The organism is Nocardia mikamii NBRC 108933, assembly GCF_001613505.1.
Lineage (GTDB): Bacteria > Actinomycetota > Actinomycetes > Mycobacteriales > Mycobacteriaceae > Nocardia > Nocardia mikamii.
Map to the genome: position 1 here is coordinate 333,222 of NZ_BDCM01000006.1, position 16,652 is coordinate 349,873.

The 16,652-nt window shown below is 67.2% G+C and carries 14 protein-coding genes; 5 read left to right on the forward strand and 9 right to left on the reverse strand.

The features are described 5' to 3' along the window. Nucleotides 1–9 precede the first annotated feature (9 nt). The 4 genes from NMI01S_RS33990 to NMI01S_RS08245 form a co-directional block, all read right to left on the reverse strand. On the reverse strand, nucleotides 10–612 hold the full coding sequence (locus tag NMI01S_RS33990; protein WP_084512719.1) for a DUF3558 domain-containing protein: 603 nt from the start codon (nucleotides 610–612) through the stop codon (nucleotides 10–12). Nucleotides 613–918: 306 nt separating this feature from the next. After that, nucleotides 919–1,137, reverse strand: coding sequence for a DUF397 domain-containing protein (locus NMI01S_RS08230; protein ID WP_062995359.1), 219 nt, complete (start codon nucleotides 1,135–1,137; stop codon nucleotides 919–921). Then, nucleotides 1,134–2,018: a helix-turn-helix domain-containing protein gene (locus NMI01S_RS08235; RefSeq protein ID WP_062995360.1), complete on the reverse strand. Its 885-nt coding sequence runs from the start codon at nucleotides 2,016–2,018 to the stop codon at nucleotides 1,134–1,136. The genes NMI01S_RS08230 and NMI01S_RS08235 overlap by 4 nt, the downstream gene beginning before the upstream one ends. A 586-nt stretch (nucleotides 2,019–2,604) precedes the next feature. Continuing rightward, nucleotides 2,605–3,249: a TetR/AcrR family transcriptional regulator gene (locus NMI01S_RS08245; RefSeq protein WP_062995362.1), complete on the reverse strand. Its 645-nt coding sequence runs from the start codon at nucleotides 3,247–3,249 to the stop codon at nucleotides 2,605–2,607. Nucleotides 3,250–3,415: 166 nt separating this feature from the next. On the opposite strand from NMI01S_RS08245, the gene NMI01S_RS08250 reads away from it, so the two are divergent. Next, the gene (locus NMI01S_RS08250; protein WP_062995363.1) at nucleotides 3,416–4,282 is read left to right on the forward strand and encodes an oxygenase MpaB family protein; all 867 of its coding nucleotides are present in this window, start codon (nucleotides 3,416–3,418) and stop codon (nucleotides 4,280–4,282) included. Nucleotide 4,283: 1 nt separating this feature from the next. Here the strand turns inward: NMI01S_RS08250 and NMI01S_RS08255 are convergent, their stop codons facing one another. Together NMI01S_RS08255 and pruA are read right to left on the reverse strand one after the other, a co-directional pair. Then, on the reverse strand, nucleotides 4,284–5,252 hold the full coding sequence (locus NMI01S_RS08255; RefSeq protein WP_062995364.1) for a proline dehydrogenase family protein: 969 nt from the start codon (nucleotides 5,250–5,252) through the stop codon (nucleotides 4,284–4,286). Nucleotides 5,253–5,286: 34 nt separating this feature from the next. After that, complete coding sequence (pruA, locus tag NMI01S_RS08260) at nucleotides 5,287–6,924, reverse strand: L-glutamate gamma-semialdehyde dehydrogenase (RefSeq protein ID WP_062995365.1); 1,638 nt, start codon at nucleotides 6,922–6,924, stop codon at nucleotides 5,287–5,289. Between the two features lie 127 nt (nucleotides 6,925–7,051). Between pruA and NMI01S_RS08265 the strand changes: the two genes are divergently transcribed. Then, on the forward strand, nucleotides 7,052–7,513 hold the full coding sequence (locus NMI01S_RS08265; protein WP_062995366.1) for an acetyltransferase: 462 nt from the start codon (nucleotides 7,052–7,054) through the stop codon (nucleotides 7,511–7,513). 4 nt (nucleotides 7,514–7,517) lie between these two features. Here the strand turns inward: NMI01S_RS08265 and dapC are convergent, their stop codons facing one another. The 3 genes from dapC to NMI01S_RS08280 form a co-directional block, all read right to left on the reverse strand. Further along, nucleotides 7,518–8,624, reverse strand: a complete 1,107-nt coding sequence (gene dapC, locus NMI01S_RS08270; protein ID WP_062995640.1) for a succinyldiaminopimelate transaminase — start codon at nucleotides 8,622–8,624, stop codon at nucleotides 7,518–7,520. A 14-nt stretch (nucleotides 8,625–8,638) separates the two neighbouring features. Next, nucleotides 8,639–8,962, reverse strand: coding sequence for a ferredoxin (fdxA, locus tag NMI01S_RS35610; RefSeq protein WP_030514872.1), 324 nt, complete (start codon nucleotides 8,960–8,962; stop codon nucleotides 8,639–8,641). Between the two features lie 290 nt (nucleotides 8,963–9,252). Continuing rightward, complete coding sequence (locus NMI01S_RS08280) at nucleotides 9,253–11,865, reverse strand: bifunctional FO biosynthesis protein CofGH (protein WP_084512722.1); 2,613 nt, start codon at nucleotides 11,863–11,865, stop codon at nucleotides 9,253–9,255. A gap of 299 nt (nucleotides 11,866–12,164) precedes the next feature. Between NMI01S_RS08280 and NMI01S_RS08285 the strand changes: the two genes are divergently transcribed. The 3 genes from NMI01S_RS08285 to NMI01S_RS08295 all read left to right on the forward strand — a co-directional run bounded on the left by NMI01S_RS08285 (nucleotide 12,165) and on the right by NMI01S_RS08295 (nucleotide 16,652). Further along, nucleotides 12,165–12,680, forward strand: a complete 516-nt coding sequence (locus NMI01S_RS08285) for a PH domain-containing protein (protein WP_062995367.1) — start codon at nucleotides 12,165–12,167, stop codon at nucleotides 12,678–12,680. Further along, nucleotides 12,677–14,521, forward strand: a complete 1,845-nt coding sequence (locus NMI01S_RS08290) for a PH domain-containing protein (RefSeq protein ID WP_063920676.1) — start codon at nucleotides 12,677–12,679, stop codon at nucleotides 14,519–14,521. Before NMI01S_RS08285 ends, NMI01S_RS08290 begins: the two co-directional genes overlap by 4 nt. A gap of 175 nt (nucleotides 14,522–14,696) precedes the next feature. Beyond that, on the forward strand, nucleotides 14,697–16,652 hold the full coding sequence (locus NMI01S_RS08295) for a GMC family oxidoreductase (protein ID WP_062995368.1): 1,956 nt from the start codon (nucleotides 14,697–14,699) through the stop codon (nucleotides 16,650–16,652).

Consider the following 16,652-nt stretch of genomic DNA (forward strand, 5'->3'; position numbering starts at 1 on the left):
TCCCCCTAACTACTTCTCCGGAAAGTCGTTCACCAATACGCCTGCGATCCGCGTCGCTTCGGAACACGAGTCGCCGACCGTATCCGCGCTCGCCTTGGGGTTGAGCTGGATCTGGATCGGTCCGCTGGGAACGTCGAACGCGATCGTGCAACCTTGCGGTTCGTCGACTTGGTGCAGCAATACAGCCCTACGACCCGCGACACTCACTTGCTGCGGATCGTGGAACAAAGTCGCATTATTCACAACCTCATCGAAGGAGTGCACGTTCGTTGAATAGACATTCACGCGATACCAGCTATCACTCATCCAGCCGCAAATGTCCCACCCCGGAAATTTCGTGCCATATGTGCCCGTGTCAGCCTGTTTCCTCGCCGGGTTCAACCCCGCTGCCGCGATATCAGCATCAGGAATCGAGCAAGGATTCCACGCGGTGTTCGACACCGGCTTGGAAGAATCCGGTGCAGCATTTACGGTTGCTGTCGGAGACTTCTCCCCCGAAGCCGAATCGGAATTCCCCGAACAACCGATGCTCCCGAAAAGCATTCCGACCGAAAGAGCAACACTCGCAATGGAGGTTATCCACCGCCCCCCGGCGGATCGTTCGTACCGCATTACTGTGCGCCCCTCCTGCTCGCCACCGCGAGGACGCGGTTGCCGCCCCCGACTCGGACTTTATCAGAGCCCTCCACCCCCAGCCATCGCTGAGCGCGACGCCCGAGGGCCGGACCGGCCAACCGGGCCACACAACCTTTGCCACCGACGGCGCTGGAGAGTTCCTCACTGCGAAACCCGAACGCCACAGCGCAAAGCCAAGTTTGAGCGGCGCGATCAGCCGCCCCGGTCTCGAGAACGACCTCGAACAAGACGCGGCCGCCGCAGCCCTCACACCGAAGGTGCTGCGGCGGCCGCGTGGAATCGCTACGCCTGGTCGAACTCGCCGTCCTTCGCGCCACCGATGAATGCCTGCCACTCACCAGGAGTGAAGACGAGCGCCGGGCGAGTGTGATCCTTGCTGTCCCGCACGCCTACAAGGCCCCCATCCAGGAACGCCACCTCCACGCACTCCTTTCCGCCCGAAGTGCGACTGCTCGTGAACCACTGGGCATCGGTCAAGTCGACGTCGTACTTTCCGCTCACGTTGCGAACTCCCTTGCTATCCGGCGAAGCAGGTCTCTGCTCGCCTGCTCATCCAGGGTGGCCCGCTGGATGCCCTGATACGCCTCAGTGTAGTGGCGCACGTCGGCCGGTTTCTCGAGATACAAGTCGCCCGTTGGATGTTCGAGATAGACGATCGGCGGTTCGATCAGACTGCCCTTGACGTCATTGCCGAACTCGAGAAGGATGAACTGGCTGTACACCTGACCGAGCGGAATGCCCGCTGAGAACGGGAGTATTCGCAACGAAACATTCGGCATCGTGCTGATATCCGCCAAGCGCTTTACCTGGGCCGCCATTACACGCCGTCCGCCGACCAGGCGCCGGATAGCCGCTTCCCCCAGCACAATCCGAAGTTCCGCCGCGCCGCGACGCCGAGTGATGAGCGACTGCCTACGCATGCGCATGTGCACCCGTTGCGCGATCTCTTCCGGTGTCGCGCCGGGAAAGACCTCTCTCGTCAGCACCGCCGCGTAGTCTGCGGTCTGGAGCAAACCCATCACCGCGTCCGGCGAGTAGACCGCCAACCGCTCCGCCGCCGCCTCCAGCCCCATGTACACGTCGAAGTCCTGCGGGATCACATCGTCGTACTCGTGCCACCAATTCTGCGCATTCGCTTGCTGCGCAAGGCCTTCCAGGGCCGCCGTCAGCGTATCGTCCGCGCCGAGGACCGCGCAGATTTCACGGATGTCCGCCGATCGGAGTTTGGCCGGGAAGCGGCCGTTCTCGTAGCGCTGGACCGTGCTCGCGCTGATCTCGGCCTTCTGCGCAACCTCGTGCAGCGTCATCCCGGTCTGTGATCGCAGGTCGCGAAGGTATCGGCCGAGTTGCCGCCTGGGTACCGTACTGCCGGGTTCTGACATGTCGACTATCTCCTTCTCGGGTTCGAGGAGCTTCGGTCCGGACCGGACTCGTCCCGGATTCCTGGGAATCGTGCAGGCGATACGCCCAAGTGCCCCCGGGGAATTCATCTACGCCGGTCGCCACAGCTCGATCGTGATGTCCTGTGCGCGCTCACCCGGCAGCCCCCGAGGCGCGGGTCCGGCCCTGTGAACCGGTACGCGGCGTGGCACCGCCGCGAAGATCTGAGAGGTCACGAAGACAGCGATGGAACAGCAGACCACTGCGTCGAACGAATGCTATAGCACCGAGACACTCGGCACCCGATACCCCAGTCTATCACTCGCACAACAGCTTTCACCGCTGAAGCACCACGAATTCCTTGCGGCGGAACCGATATCACCGCGCCCCGGCGAGCCGGACCTCATGGTGTCGATCCACCTCACCGCCGGCAGTCCGCACCCGCTCACGTTCGTGGCCTGCGAATCGGCTGCCCGCCGCTTCGCCGATCATTGGCGCAGATACGGGCGCTGCGGCACCGTCGAATTCGCACCACCCGACGGGCGCTGCGGCCGGCTTCCGTGTGAACGGCTGTGGCTGTTGCCGTGACTAGGGAATCCGGAAACCGGGAACCACGTGGTCGCGGGCGAACCGCCGGCAGGCGGCCTCGTCGTCCACCGGGATCAGCGTCTGCGGAGTCAGCGCGAGTGAGAGCGCGTTGCGGGCGACCAATTCGGCCAGCGGCAGCGGATCGTACTGCGGCAGTTTGCCTTCCGACTGCAGGCGGGTGATGAACTCGGCGACGTAGTCGCGTCCGAGCTCGATCACCGGCGCGCCCTGCACAGTGAGATAGGGCAGCACGACCTCCGGTTCGGTGGTCAGCAACCGGTCCAGCAGTTTGTTGCCACGCAACCCGTCCAGGAAGGCGACGAACAGTTCGACGATCTGATCCTCGGCGCTGGCGTCGCGATCGATCTGACGTTGCACCGCGGCGTCGACCTGCTCCACGAACTGGCGCGCCTGCCACAGCCCGACGGCCTGGATCAGATCGGATTTCCCCGCGAAGCGCCGGTACAGCGTCGCCAGCGACAGCCGCCCGCGCCGCGCGACCTCGACCATGCTGGTGCGTTTGATGCCGAAATCCAGGAAAGCCAGCAATGCCGCGTCGAGTACCGTGGTCTGATTGCGGTCCTCCGGACCCGCGCCGCGCACCAGCGGCAGGAGCCGAGTCGACAGTTTGGTCGATCCGGTCATGGTCGTTCCTCTCCTTCGCCCGGGTCGCGGACACGGTGACGCTCTCATCATCCCATATGGTCAGCGGCCCTGATTGACATGATGCCACACCGGTGAGAAGGTTTATACGAAAGCTTCTCATATTCTCTCGCCGATCCGGCGGGGAGGAACAGGAGACGAGTCGACGATGACCGCCCCCCTGCGCGCGACCGACTACGAACCCGAGGTTCCGGGCGACGAACTCACCCCGGAGACGGTGCGCGAACACATCGACGGCGTGGCCGCCTTCCTCGGCGGCGCCGCGAACGTGATCATGCAGCTCAGCCACCCGCCGGTCGGCTACGGCGTCCTGGAGAGCACGGTCGACAGCGGCAAGGTGACGCTGCACCCGATCAAACGCCTGCGGACCACGCTGACCTATCTGGCCGTGGCGTGGCTGGGCAACGACGAGGACGTGCAGAGCTATCGGGAGGCGGTCAACGCCTCGCACCGCCCGGTGCATTCGGGCCCCGACAGCCCGGTCAAGTACAACGCCTTCGATCCGAAGTTGCAGTTGTGGGTGGCGGCCTGCCTGTACTGGGGCGTCGACGATCTGTACCAGCGCATGCGCGGCCCGATGGACCCCGACCTCGCCGAACGTTTCTACCGCTACAGCGTCCGGCTCGGCACCGGTCTGCAGATGCGTCCGGAGATGTGGCCGGCGGACCGGGACGCGTTCTACGCGTTCTGGGAGGAGAACCTCGCGACGAAGACCATCGATGAGCCGGTGCGCCGCTACTTCAACGATCTGATCGATCTGAAGATGCAGCCGCGCCCGATTCGGTTGCTGGCCGGGCGGTTCCACCGATTCACCGTCACCGCCCTGCTACCGCAGCACCTGCGCGACGAGATGGGGATGCGCTGGACCGCACGCGACGAACGCCGGTTCCGGTTCATCCTGCGCTCGATCTCGGCGGTGTGGACGCGGATGCCCACGGTGATCCGGGTCTTCCCGTTCAACTTCTATCTCGCGGATATGCGGCTGCGCCGGCGTTTCGGCCGACCGCTGGTCTGATTCAGCGCTCGGCGAGGGCGCGGAGGAAGAAGCCGAGGTTGGCCGGGCGCTCGGCCAACCGCCGCATCAGGTAGCCGTACCACTGGTTGCCGTAGGGCACGTAGACCCGCACGGCGTGACCGGTCTCGGCGAGGCGCTGCTGTTCGATCGAGCGAATGCCGTAGAGCATCTGGAATTCGAAATCGCCCGGCGCGCGCCCGTTCCGAACGGCCATGTCGTGGGCGGCGGCGATCATGACCGGGTCGTGGGTGGCGACCATCGGATATCCCGAGCCGGCCATGAGCAGTTCCAGGCACCGCAGATACGACTCGTCCACATCGGCGGTGCGCTGAAAGGCGACATACTCCGGCTCGCGATACGCGCCCTTGCACAACCGGATTCGCGCACCCTCGGCCGCGGCGATGCGGCAGCGATCCTCGGCACGACGAAGATAGGTCTGGGTGGCGACCGCCAGCCAGGGATAGTCGGCACGCACCATGCGCACGGTCGACTCGGTGGTTTCGGTGGTGGTGTGATCTTCCGCGTCGACGGTGATCCACACCCCCGCCTGCTGTGCCCGCTCGCACAGCGCGTGCAGATTCGCGGTGGCGATCTCGGGGCCGTCGAGCCCCAGCGACTGACCCAGCGCGGAGAGTTTCACCGACACCTCCACCGGTGCGGCGGATTGCGCCGGCCATGATCGGTTCCCTCGGGCCAGGTGGTTCCATCGGGCCAGATCGTCGATCAATGCCAGATATTCGGCGACGGCGTCGTCGGCCATCGACCGCTCGGTCGTGTACTCACCGAGAAAGTCGACGCTCACCATGCGCCGGCTGTCCAGCAGTGCGGTGACCACCGGAGCGAGGTCGGTGCGCGTCTCACCTGCCACGAATCGATGCACGACCTCGGCGGTGACCGGAAACCCGGTGATCGCCCGCTTCATTCGCACCGAACCGGCGGCGGCGAGGATGGCCGGACGCAGCGGGTTCATCGCCGCCCGCCGAGTGTGGCCACCGGTTCGCCGTTCATTCCGACTCCATATGCGGATACCGGTAATCCGTCGGTGGCACGAAGGTTTCCTTCAGAGTGCGGGGCGCGACCCAGCGCAGCAGATTCAGATACGACCCGGCCTTGTCGTCGGTGCCGGATGCGCGCGCACCGCCGAAGGGCTGCTGACCGACCACCGCGCCGGTCGGCTTGTCGTTGATGTAGAAATTGCCCGCGGTGTAGCGCAGCGCGGTGGCGGCCCGGTCGATCGCGACCCGATCGCGAGCGAAGACCGCTCCGGTGAGCGCATAGGGCGCCGCCGAATCCACTTCCGCCAGTATCGAATCGAACGCCTCGGGATGATCGTCGTCGTACACGTAGACCGACAGGATCGGGCCGAAGTATTCGGTGGTGAACGCCTCGTCGCGCGGGGTATCGGCGAGGAGCACGGTGGGCTGGACGAAGAAGCCCTCGCTGTCGTCGTAGGTGCCGCCCGCCGGAATGCCCAGCCCGGCCGAGCGGGCCCGCTCGATCGCGGCGACATTCTTGTCGTAGGCGCGCCGATCGATCACGGCGCCACCGAAATTCGTCAGATCGGCCACGTCGCCGTAACTCAGTTCATCGACCTCGGTGAGGAAATCGTCGCCCATCTCCCGCCACAGCGAGCGCGGAATATAGGCGCGGGAGGCCGCCGAACATTTCTGTCCCTGATATTCGTAGGCACCGCGAATCAGCGCGGTACGCAACGCGTCCGGATCGGCCGAGCGGTGCGCGAGCACGAAATCTTTCCCGCCGGTCTCCCCCACCAGCCGCGGATATCCGTGGTAGTGACCGATATTCGAGCTCACCCGCTGCCACAGGTGCTGGAAGGTACGGGTCGAGCCGGTGAAGTGGATACCGGCCAGGCGCGGATCGGTCAGCGCGGCCTCCGACAGTTCGATGCCGTCACCGGTGACCAGATTGATCACACCCGGCGGCAGCCCGGCCTCCTCGAGCACCCGCATCGTGTAATAGGCCGCCAGCGTCTGGGTGGGCGACGGCTTCCACACCACGGTATTGCCCATCAGGGCCGGCGCGGTCGGCAGATTCCCGGCGATCGCGCTGAAGTTGAACGGGGTGATCGCGTAGACGAACCCCTCGAGTGGACGGTAATCCATCCGATTCCACACGCCCGCAGACGATTCCGGCTGCTGCGCCAGGATGTGACTCGCGAAGGCGACGTTGAACCGCCAGAAGTCCACCAGTTCGCAGGGCGCGTCGATTTCGGCCTGATACACCGATTTCGACTGGCCCAGCATGGTCGCGGCGGCCACCGTCTCCCGCCACGGGCCGGCCAGCAGATCGGCGGCCCGCAGCAGCACCGCGGCGCGCTCGGTGAACGGCAGCTCCCGCCACTGCGGCGCCGCGGCCGTCGCGGCCTCGATCGCGGCCCGGCCCTCCTCCTGAGTCACATCGGCGTAGGTGCCCAGCGCGTTCGCGTGCCGATGCGGCATCACGATCTCGGAGCGGGGCCCGGTCCCCGGCCGATGCTTACCGCCGATCACCAGCGGCACATCGACCGTTCGCCCGGAAATTTCGGCAAGTTTGCCGATCAGTAGTTCTCGTTCCCGGCTCCCCGGCGCATACGAGTGAACCGGCTCGTTCGCCGGAGTCGGGACAACCGTGACAGCGTCCATATCGCCAGGCTAGTCCCGCGACAGGGCGATGCTGCGGTAAACCGGCGAGTACGACGCGCGTCGCGTCGCCGGAGCTGCCGAGCGATTGCCAGGGCGGCATCAGCACCGACTTTCGTATCATCCAAGGGTGAACGAGATATCCGGCGTCCAGTTACGTCCTTCGGTAGGCGCCGCGGAATACCCGCGGCTCGTGGCGGTCTGGCGCAGTGCGGTCCAGGCCACGCACGACTTCCTCGCCGCCGAGCACGCGGCCGACATCGAAAGCCGGCTCGCGGCCGACTACTTTCCCGCGGTCGAGTTGACCGTGGCCGTCGCCGAGGGGACGGTTACCGGATTCTCCGGTACCGCGGACGGACAACTGGAAATGCTGTTCATCGATGCCGACCATCGCGGTCGCGGGATCGGCTCGGCGTTACTGCGGGCGGCGCTCGCGCGCTACCCCGCACTCACCGTGGACGTGAACGAGCAGAATCCGCAGGCGCTGGGCTTCTACCGGCACCACGGCTTCATCGTCACCGGCAGATCCGAGACCGATGGCGACGGACGCCCGTACCCCCTACTTCATCTGAGGTGCGCGCCGGCCGCGTGACCGGTCAGGCGGACAGCCGGACCGCCGCGGCCGCGATGCGCTCGTCGGTCGCGGTCAGCGCGATGCGCACGTGCTGGGTGCCGGTGGGACCGTAGAAGTCGCCGGGTGCGGCGAGGATGCCACGTTCGGCGAGCCAGTCCAGTGTGGTGCGGCAGTTCTCGCCGCGCGTGGACCACAGATACAGGCCGGCCTCGGAGTGGTCGATGCGAAAACCCGCCTCCGCCAACGCCTTTCGCAGTACCTCGCGGCGGGCGCGGTACCGTTCGCGCTGCTGCGCCTCGTGCCGGTCGTCGGCCAGTGCCGCGGTCATCGCGGCCTGGATCGGATACGGGACCATCATGCCGGAATGCTTGCGCACCTCCAGCAGCTCCCGGATCAGCTCGACGTCGCCGGTCACGAAACCGGCCCGGTAGCTGGCCAGATTCGACGTCTTCGACAGCGAGTGAATGGCCAGCAGGCCCGTATGGTCGCCGTCGCTGACGCGCGGGTCGAGGATGGATACCGCCTCGGCATCCCAGGTCAGGCCCAGGTAGCACTCGTCGGAGGCGACGATCGCGCCGCGTTCGCGCGCGAAGGACACCACCTTGCGCAGATGGTCGATGCCGAGCACCCGGCCGGTGGGGTTGGACGGCGAGTTCAGATAGATCAGCGCCGGCGATTCCGGGCCCAGCCGGGTCACGCCGTCGGCGCGCAGAATCCGCGAACCCGACAGCAGCGCACCCACCTCGTAGGTCGGATACGCCACCTCGGGAATCACCACCAGATCCGTGGGGCCGAGGCCGAGCAGTCGCGGCAATCCGGCGATCAGTTCCTTGGTACCGATCACCGGCAGCACCGCATCGGAGCCGATACCGGACATGCCGAAGCGGCGCGCCACCGCCGCCACCGCGGCCTCCCGCAGTTCGGGAGTGCCGTAGGTGGCCGGATAACCGGGTACGTCGGCGGCCGAGTCCAGCGCCGCGCGGATCAGCGGGTCGACCGGGTCGACCGGTGTGCCCACCGACAGGTCGACGATGCCGTCGGGATGCGCCGCGGCGCGAGCCTTGGCCCCGGCGATGGTGTCCCAGGGAAAATCGGGCAGCAGACTGCTGACCCGCACACGATCGCGGATCACCGAAACGCTACCTACTCGTTCGCCATCGGCGGCAGCGCGGCGATGAACGGCACGTCGTAGTCGGTCTTGCCGACCTTGGTCGCGCCGCCGGGCGAGCCGAGGTCGTCGAAGAAGTCGACGTTGGCGTTGATGTACCCGCTCCACTGGTCCGGGGTGTCGTCCTCGTAGAAGATCGCTTCCACCGGGCACACCGGCTCACATGCACCACAGTCCACGCACTCGTCGGGTTGGATGTACAGCATGCGATTGCCCTCGTAGATGCAGTCCACGGGGCATTCCTCGATGCACGCCTTGTCCTTCACGTCAACGCACGGTTCAGCGATGATGTACGGCACTGCCGTTCTCCTAGTCTGTCCTTGCCTGCGGGACACTTCCGCCCGCGCAACAGTATCCCGGGGACTCACATTACAACTGGTCAGCCTTGCCTAACTTGCCGATCCCGACGGGATGCGACACACCGTGTCCGGCGGTGTTCTCCGCGCCGGCCCGGCGATGCCCTTCGCGCCGGCCCGGTGGTGTCCGATTCGTCGTGTTCGCGGCGCCCGGTTCGCCGTCGCCGCCGGTGTGCGAGACGCCGCCTCCGGAGTTCCGAGACTCCGGCGCCGGAAGCGGCGCCGCGTCACGATCAGCCGACCGTCAGCGGCAGGGCCGACACCTGGTGTTTCGGTATCCCGTAGGTGGTGGTGCGCTCCCGCACCGGGCGACCGATCCCGGCGCCGATCTCGACCAGTTCGGCCACCGACTTCGCTGAGCCGTGCTCCGATCCGGCCATCCGGGAAATGGTCTCCTCCATCAACGTACCGCCCAGATCGTTGGCGCCGCCGTTGAGCATCACCTGAGTGCCGGTGATCCCCAGTTTCACCCAGCTGGTCTGGATATTGGCGATGCGCCCGTGCAGCATGATGCGCGCCAGCGCGTGCGCGGCGCGGTTGTCCCGGATCGTCGGCCCGGGCCGCGACGCACCCGCCAGATACAGCGGCGCGCTCTGATGTACGAACGGCAGCAGCACGAATTCGGTGAACCCACCGGTCTCGTCCTGGATACCGCGCAGCACCCGCAGGTGGCCGACCCAGTGCTTCGGATTGTCGACGTGGCCGTACATCATCGTCGAACTCGACGGAATGCCGAGTTTGTGCGCTGTGGTGATGACGTCGATCCACGCCGAGGTGGGCAGCTTGCCCTTGGTGAGCACCCAGCGCACCTCGTCGTCGAGGATTTCCGCGGCGGTGCCCGGAATCGTATCCAGCCCGGCCTCTTTCAGCGCCGAGAGCCAGTCATGGATGCTCTGCCCGCCGCGCGAGGCGCCGTTGACGATCTCCATCGGACTGAAGGCGTGCACATGCATGGAGGGCACCCGCTTCTTGACCGCCCGCACCAGATCGGCGTACCCGGTGACCGGCAGGTCCGGGTCGATACCGCCCTGCATACACACCTCGGTGGCGCCCTCCACATACGCTTCCCAGGCGCGTTCGGCGACCTCGTCGGCGGACAGGGTGAACGCGTCGGCATCGCCCTTGCGCTGCGCGAACGCGCAGAACCGGCAGCCGGTGTAGCAGATGTTGGTGAAGTTGATGTTGCGGTTCACCACGTAGGTGACGTCGTCGCCGACGGTGTCGCGGCGCAGCTGATCGGCCAGGGCGGCGATGGCGTCCAGTTCCGGGCCGTCGGCGGTGGCCAGGGCCAGGTACTGGTCGTCGGTGAGCCCGGCCGGATCCTTCTCCGCGGCGCGCAGGGCGCTCAGCACATCGGTATCGAGCTTCACCGGTGCGCTGAGCGAAAGTACTTGTTCCCGAACGGTTTCCCAGTCACCGAAGGCGCCGAGGCCGTCACTGTCCAACCCGGAATCGCTGCGGGACTCGGTGTTGCGGCCCTCGGTGTCGATGGCGGTGTTGAGATCCACCCGGCCCAGCGACTCCCAGGACTGATCGGGTTCCTGCCACGGACGACCGGACGGATTCACGTCGCGGGCCAGACCGGTGCGCGGATCGGCCAGTGCGGCAACATGTCCCAGCACGCGCGGGTCGATCCAGGGATTGCCGGCGAGCACATATTTCGGATGGGCCGTCAGCCGCTCGGTCAGCGAATAGCCGGCCTGTGCGGTCACCTCGGCGAGGACCTCGAGGTTCGGCCACGGCCGCTCCGGATTCACGTGATCCGGGGTCAGCGGCGAGACCCCGCCCCAGTCGTCGATACCGGCGTCGATCAGGGCACGGCACTCGTCGAGCGACACCAGATTCGGCGGGGCCTGAATCCGCATCTTGGGCCCCAGCAGCAGCCGGGTCACCGCGATCGTGGCGCGGAACTCCGCCAGGTCGGCGTCGGGGGTGTCGCGCATGGCGGTATCGGACTTGGCCAGGAAGTTCTGCACGATCACCTCCTGCACATGCCCGAACGCCTTGTGCGACTTGCGGATCGCGAGGATGGAGTCGACGCGCTCGGCATAGGTCTCACCGATGCCGACGAGGATGCCGGTGGTGAACGGAATGCTCAGCCGTCCCGCGTCGGTGAGGGCACGCAGCCGGACCTGCGGATCCTTGTCCGGGCTGCCGTAATGGGCCTGACCACGTTCGCTGAACAGGCGCTCGGAGGTCGTTTCCAGCATCATGCCCATCGACGGAGCGACCGGTTTGAGCCGCGACATCTCCGCCCAGCTCATCACTCCCGGATTCAGATGCGGCAGCAGACCTGTTTCCTCGAGCACCCGGATCGACATGGCCCGCACATAGTCGAGCGTGGAATCGTAGCCGCGCTCGTCCAGCCACTGCCGCGCCTCCGGCCAGCGGTCCTCCGGGCGGTCACCGAGGGTGAAAAGCGCTTCCTTACAACCCAATTCGGCGCCCTTGCGGGCGATCTCGAGCACCTCGTCGGGTTCCAGGTACATGCCGTGGCCCTCGGCGCGCAGCTTGCCGGGCACCGTCACGAACGTGCAGTAATGACATTTGTCGCGACACAGGCGGGTGAGCGGTATGAACACCTTGCGCGAATAGGTGATGGGCAGGGTGTCCCCCGCATACGTCTCCCGCAGCCCCGCGTCTCGCACCCGCGCCGCGGACGCGGCCAGATCCTCCAGATCCGCACCGCGTGCGTGCAGGAGCACCACAGCCTCGTCGAGATTGAGCGTCGCCCCGTCGCGCGCACGCCGCAAAGCTCTGCGCATGGCCGAGGAACTCGGCGGAACGGGCGGTACACCAGGAGTCGGTAGCCCAGTGTGCGGTTGTTCGTTCACGCCGTCGATCATGCGCCAACCATCCGAGTGTTCTCCCTTCGGTGCCCTGTGACGTGAGACAACCCGGCCGCCTTCACGGGTTATTCCTGCTTCCGGCGACCAGTTTGCGCCCCGGCGGACAGCCTCCGCGACTGTGCTGGTGAGAGCCCTACCGGCTGAACTTCCGGTTCCGCTGGATACGGACGAGGCGGCGATGCCGCGCGCCGGCGAGCCGAGTCCCGGGACCGGCCGAGTGGCGGTCGGTGCCGGTTCCGCGCGGACGCCGGTCGCGACATCGCCGACCTGCCGCATTCCATGTCACGATGGCTGGTATGACCCGGTCGCCGGAAGTTTCGCCCGTGCGCACGATCTTGGCGGCTCCGGCGTGGCGAGCCAGTCGGCGGGCGCCGCTGTTGTGGGCGGCCGGGCCCGCCATTTTCTGGGCGATCGCGCTGGTGGGTGAGGTGATGTGGGCGGTGCTCGACGGTGCGCGCCGCGGGTGGGCGCTCGGTCTGATGGCGGCGACGGTGGCGCTCGCGCTGTTCACCGTGGTGGTTGTGCCGATCTGGCGGTATGCGGTGCATCGGTGGGAGGTGACCGACGGCGCGGTCTACACGCGGACGGGGTGGTTCACCCAGGAGAGCCGGGTCGCGCCGATCACGCGGGTGCAGACGGTGGATACGCATCGGGGGCCGTTGGAGCGCATGTTCGGGTTGGCGACGGTCACGGTGACCACGGCGTCGTCGGCGGGTGCGGTACGGATCGCGGCACTGGATCTGGACGTGGCCGAGCGGACGGTGAACCGGCTGACCGATATCGCGTCGATTCATCGGGAGGACGCGACGTGAACGATCCGGGGCCTGGGGCGCCCGACGACTGGCGGCGGCTGGATATGCGGATGCTGCTCGTGCATCCGGTGCGGGAACTGCTCAAATACATTCCGGTCCTGCTGGGTGCGGTGATCGTCGGGAGCCAGAGCGGCGGGCCGGCGTGGAGCCCGGTGGCGGTCGCGGTGGTGATCGTGGCATTCGCGTTGACGCGGTGGTTCACCACCAGTTACCGGATCGGCGCCGACACCGTGGAACTGCGCCGGGGCTTGCTGCAGCGACGAACCTTGACGGTGCCGCGGTCGCGAATTCGGTCGGTGGACGTGCACGCGGATCCGATGCACCGGTTGCTCGGGTTGGTGGTGCTGGTCATCGGCACCGGACAGCACGCCGATCGGGAGAAGCGATTTCATCTCGACGGGGTGGATGCGCGGCAGGTACCCGAACTGCGGGCACTGCTGTTGCCACCGGCCGAGGACACCCAGCCGGACACTGCCGCGGCGACCGGTACGACGAGCGGTGACCATTCGAACCGGCGCGCACACCAAGGTAATTCGGTCCACCCCGGGATCACCGCCGGACGAGCGGCACTGCGGCGAGCCCTGAGCGGTGACACCGCCGGTCTCGCGGACGAGGCGGTCGAGATCGGGCATTGGCAGCCGCGCTGGGTTCGCTACGCACCGCTGTCGCTGACCGGCCTGGCCATCGTGGGACCGGTGATCGGCCTGGCCGCGAAGGTCGGAGTCGCCGACGTGCTGGTGCATTCGAACGCCGTACAGGACCTGACCCAGCACAGTGCGCTGTTCATCGCGCTGGCCGTGGCGGGTGCGGTCGCGCTGCTGCTCGTGATCGCCGCGATCGCCGCGTGCATCCGGTACCTCACCACGTATTTCGGGTTGCGCGTACTCGACGACGGGACGGCATTGCATATCCGCGGCGGCCTGCTCACCACCCGCCAGACCACTCTGGATCTTTCCCGCCTGCGCGGTGCGACGGTGAAGGAACCTCTGCTCTTGCGCCTGGCGGGCGGAGCCGAACTCGAAGCCATCATGACCGGGACCAGCCCGCGCCAGAAATTGCTGCCCCAGGCCCCGCGCGCCGCCGTCGACCGCACTCTCGCGCAGCTGCTCACCAGCCGCTCACGCCGCACCGATCCGGAATCCGGCGAGGACGTGCCGATACCCGCGGATGAGCTCGAGACGATCCAGGCGCGGCTGCCGGACACCGGAGGGTATGTACACCGCACCGACGCCGGCGTCACCGACTCGACCGCATACCGGCGGCTCCGCGACGATGTCGCGACCGCCGCCGCCCCCGCCCTGGTCGCACTCGAACCGCACGGCCCGCGCGCCCTCCGGCGGCGCTACACGCGATCGTTCCTGCCGGTGTGGATCATCCTCGGCGCATACTCGCTGATAGCCCTTGCCGGACTTCATGTTCCGGGGTGGGCATGGCTCCTGCTCGCGACCGTCGCACTTGCGGCGGCAGCGCTGGCACACGATCGGTACCGAGGCCTGGGGCATGCGGTGATACCGGCCGATGGCGCACGTCCGGTCTGGCTGATCACGCGGCGCGGGTCGCTGGATCGTGACCGCGACTGCCTCGAAGCCCCCGGGATCATCGGCTGGACCGTTCGGCAGACCTACTTCCAGCGCCGGGCCGGCCTGGCGACCGTCATCGCGGCGAGTGCGGCGGGGAAGAAGAAGTACAGCGTCGTGGATCTGCCCATCGAACGGGCGTGGGCGCTGATCGACCAGGTGACGCCCGGCCGGCTGGGCATCCGGGAAACACCCGGGACGGCGGACGTTCCGGCGCCGAGTTCCGCCTCGGACGACGCGGTCGCGATACCGCGCGGTACCTGACGCCGGGTCGGCGCGGCGAGCCGGACGCCGAACCGCATGTAATCGGCAGTTCTCAGTGAAAACGGCGAGCAGCCCGCCAGAAAGCGCCCCATATCAGCGAAGATGTTTCGGATAAGTAAGCATAGATTCACCTGCCGTGATACAACTCACTCAGAGTTGCGAAAGGTGAGATCGTATGGAACCGACAGTGAAGCAGCGCGCAGCCCTGGGCCTGATCTGCGATACGTTCACTCCGGGCGACGGGCTGAGTCTGCCGTCGGCGACAGAACTCGGCTCCGTGGCGACGGTCTTCGACATCCTGAGCCGCAACCCTCGCCCCGCCGAGAGCAGACAACTCGCCACCCTGCTCGATCTGTGGGATTCCCGATTGGCGGGCCTGCTGCTCGGCAACCGTGGCCGGCGCTTCTCGTCACTGACCGCCGACGAGCGCGAGCGCACCCTCCTGCGCCTCGGCGATTCCCGAATCGCGGTGAAGCGCACCCTGTTCCAGGCGCTCAAGCAGGCAGCTCTGCTGTCCTACAACGTCACGCCCGGCCCTACCGGTAGCCACCCGCTGTGGAAGGCCATCGACTATCCGGGCCCGCCCGGCACCCTCGCCTCGGCTCCGGCCCCCGCCCTGTCCGTGCTGCGTCCGACCGAACCGATCACCTCGACCTGCGATGTCGTCATCGTCGGCTCCGGGGCGGGCGGTGGCACGGCCGCCGCGGTACTTGCCGAGGCGGGGCTCGACGTGATCGTGCTGGAACGCGGAAACTATTACGACGACCGGGATTTCGGTGCCGGCGAACTCGACGCCCTGCTCAATCTCTACGCCCCCGGTCCGCCCGCCACCAGTGAAGGTCAGATCACCCTGGTCGCGGGAACCTGCCTGGGCGGCGGCACGGTGGTCAACTGGAGCACATCGCTGCGCACCCCGGACGAGGTGCGCGCCGAATGGGCCGGACTCGGTGCGATTCAGTTCGCGCAGGACGAATACACCACCGCCCTCGACGCGGTGACCGGGCGCCTCGGCGTCAACGATCGCCACTCCCCGCTCTCGCCGCGCGACAGCGTGCTGGAACGCGGCGCCACCGCCCTGGGCTGGCATATCGACACCCTGCCCCGCAATGTCGGCGACGCCTGCGATGCCGGCGTCGAGTGCGGCCGCTGTCCCTACGGCTGCCGCGTCGGCGCCAAACAGTCGGTCACCAAGACCTGGCTCGCCGATGCCGCGGCACACGGCGCGCGGTTCGTGGTCGGCGCGAACGTGCGGCGCATCCTCGTGAACAACGGTCGCGCCGAAGGTGTTTCGGCCGTCGGTTCGAACGGCATCCCGATCGAGGTGCGGGCGCGCGCGGTGGTCGTGGCCGCCGGCGCGGTGCAGACCCCGGCGCTGCTGAAACGATCGGGCCTGCGCAACAAGAACATCGGCAACTATCTGCGACTGCACCCCGCCGCAGCGGTCTTCGGCGTCTTCGACGAACCGATCCGGCCGTGGGAGGGCGGTATGCAGGCGCGGATCAGCCGTCAGCACCGCGATCTGGACGGCAACGGCTACGGCGTCATCTACGAGACCGGCCCCATCCATCCCGGTATGGGCGTCGGCTTCATGAACTGGCGTGGCGCGGCGGCCTACCGGGCGAATCTGCTGGAGCTGAACAAGTCGGTGGCGCTGGGAGTGATCACCCGCGACCGCGACCACGGCAGTGTGGGCGTCGACAAGAACGGCGAACCGGTGGTCTCCTACCGGCTCTCCGACCACGATCGCGGCCATCTGCACACCGGAATCACCGGCGCCGCACAGATTCTCGAGGCCGCGGGGGCACGCCGCATCTATTCCGGACAGCAGGCCGGCCCCGCCTACGAGCCCGGCCGCACCGGATCGCACGCCGAATTCGCCGCCGCCTGCGCCGCCGCCGGCTACGAGCCCGGACAGTGCGCGATGGGCGCGCTGCACATCATGGGTTCGGCGCGGATGGGCGGTGCACCGGACATGTCGGCGGTCGACCCCGACGGCGCCACCTGGGATGTGCGGAACATCGTCGTCGCCGACGCGTCCTGCTTCCCCACCGCCTCCGGAGTCAATCCGATGGTCTCGATCGAGGCGATCGCCTACATGAACGCGAAACGCCTTGCGGCGCGGCTGCACTGA

What these genes read in the sequence shown, in the direction of transcription:
- NMI01S_RS33990 (WP_084512719.1), bottom strand. Translation starts at nt 612, where the DNA reads ATGCGGTACGAACGATCCGCCGGGGGGCGGTGGATAACCTCCATTGCG.
- NMI01S_RS08235 (WP_062995360.1), bottom strand. Translation starts at nt 2,018, where the DNA reads ATGTCAGAACCCGGCAGTACGGTACCCAGGCGGCAACTCGGCCGATAC.
- NMI01S_RS08245 (WP_062995362.1), bottom strand. Translation starts at nt 3,249, where the DNA reads ATGACCGGATCGACCAAACTGTCGACTCGGCTCCTGCCGCTGGTGCGC.
- NMI01S_RS08250 (WP_062995363.1), top strand. Translation starts at nt 3,416, where the DNA reads ATGACCGCCCCCCTGCGCGCGACCGACTACGAACCCGAGGTTCCGGGC.
- NMI01S_RS08255 (WP_062995364.1), bottom strand. Translation starts at nt 5,252, where the DNA reads ATGAACCCGCTGCGTCCGGCCATCCTCGCCGCCGCCGGTTCGGTGCGA.
- pruA (WP_062995365.1), bottom strand. Translation starts at nt 6,924, where the DNA reads ATGGACGCTGTCACGGTTGTCCCGACTCCGGCGAACGAGCCGGTTCAC.
- NMI01S_RS08280 (WP_084512722.1), bottom strand. Translation starts at nt 11,865, where the DNA reads ATGATCGACGGCGTGAACGAACAACCGCACACTGGGCTACCGACTCCT.
- NMI01S_RS08285 (WP_062995367.1), top strand. Translation starts at nt 12,165, where the DNA reads ATGACCCGGTCGCCGGAAGTTTCGCCCGTGCGCACGATCTTGGCGGCT.
- NMI01S_RS08295 (WP_062995368.1), top strand. Translation starts at nt 14,697, where the DNA reads ATGGAACCGACAGTGAAGCAGCGCGCAGCCCTGGGCCTGATCTGCGAT.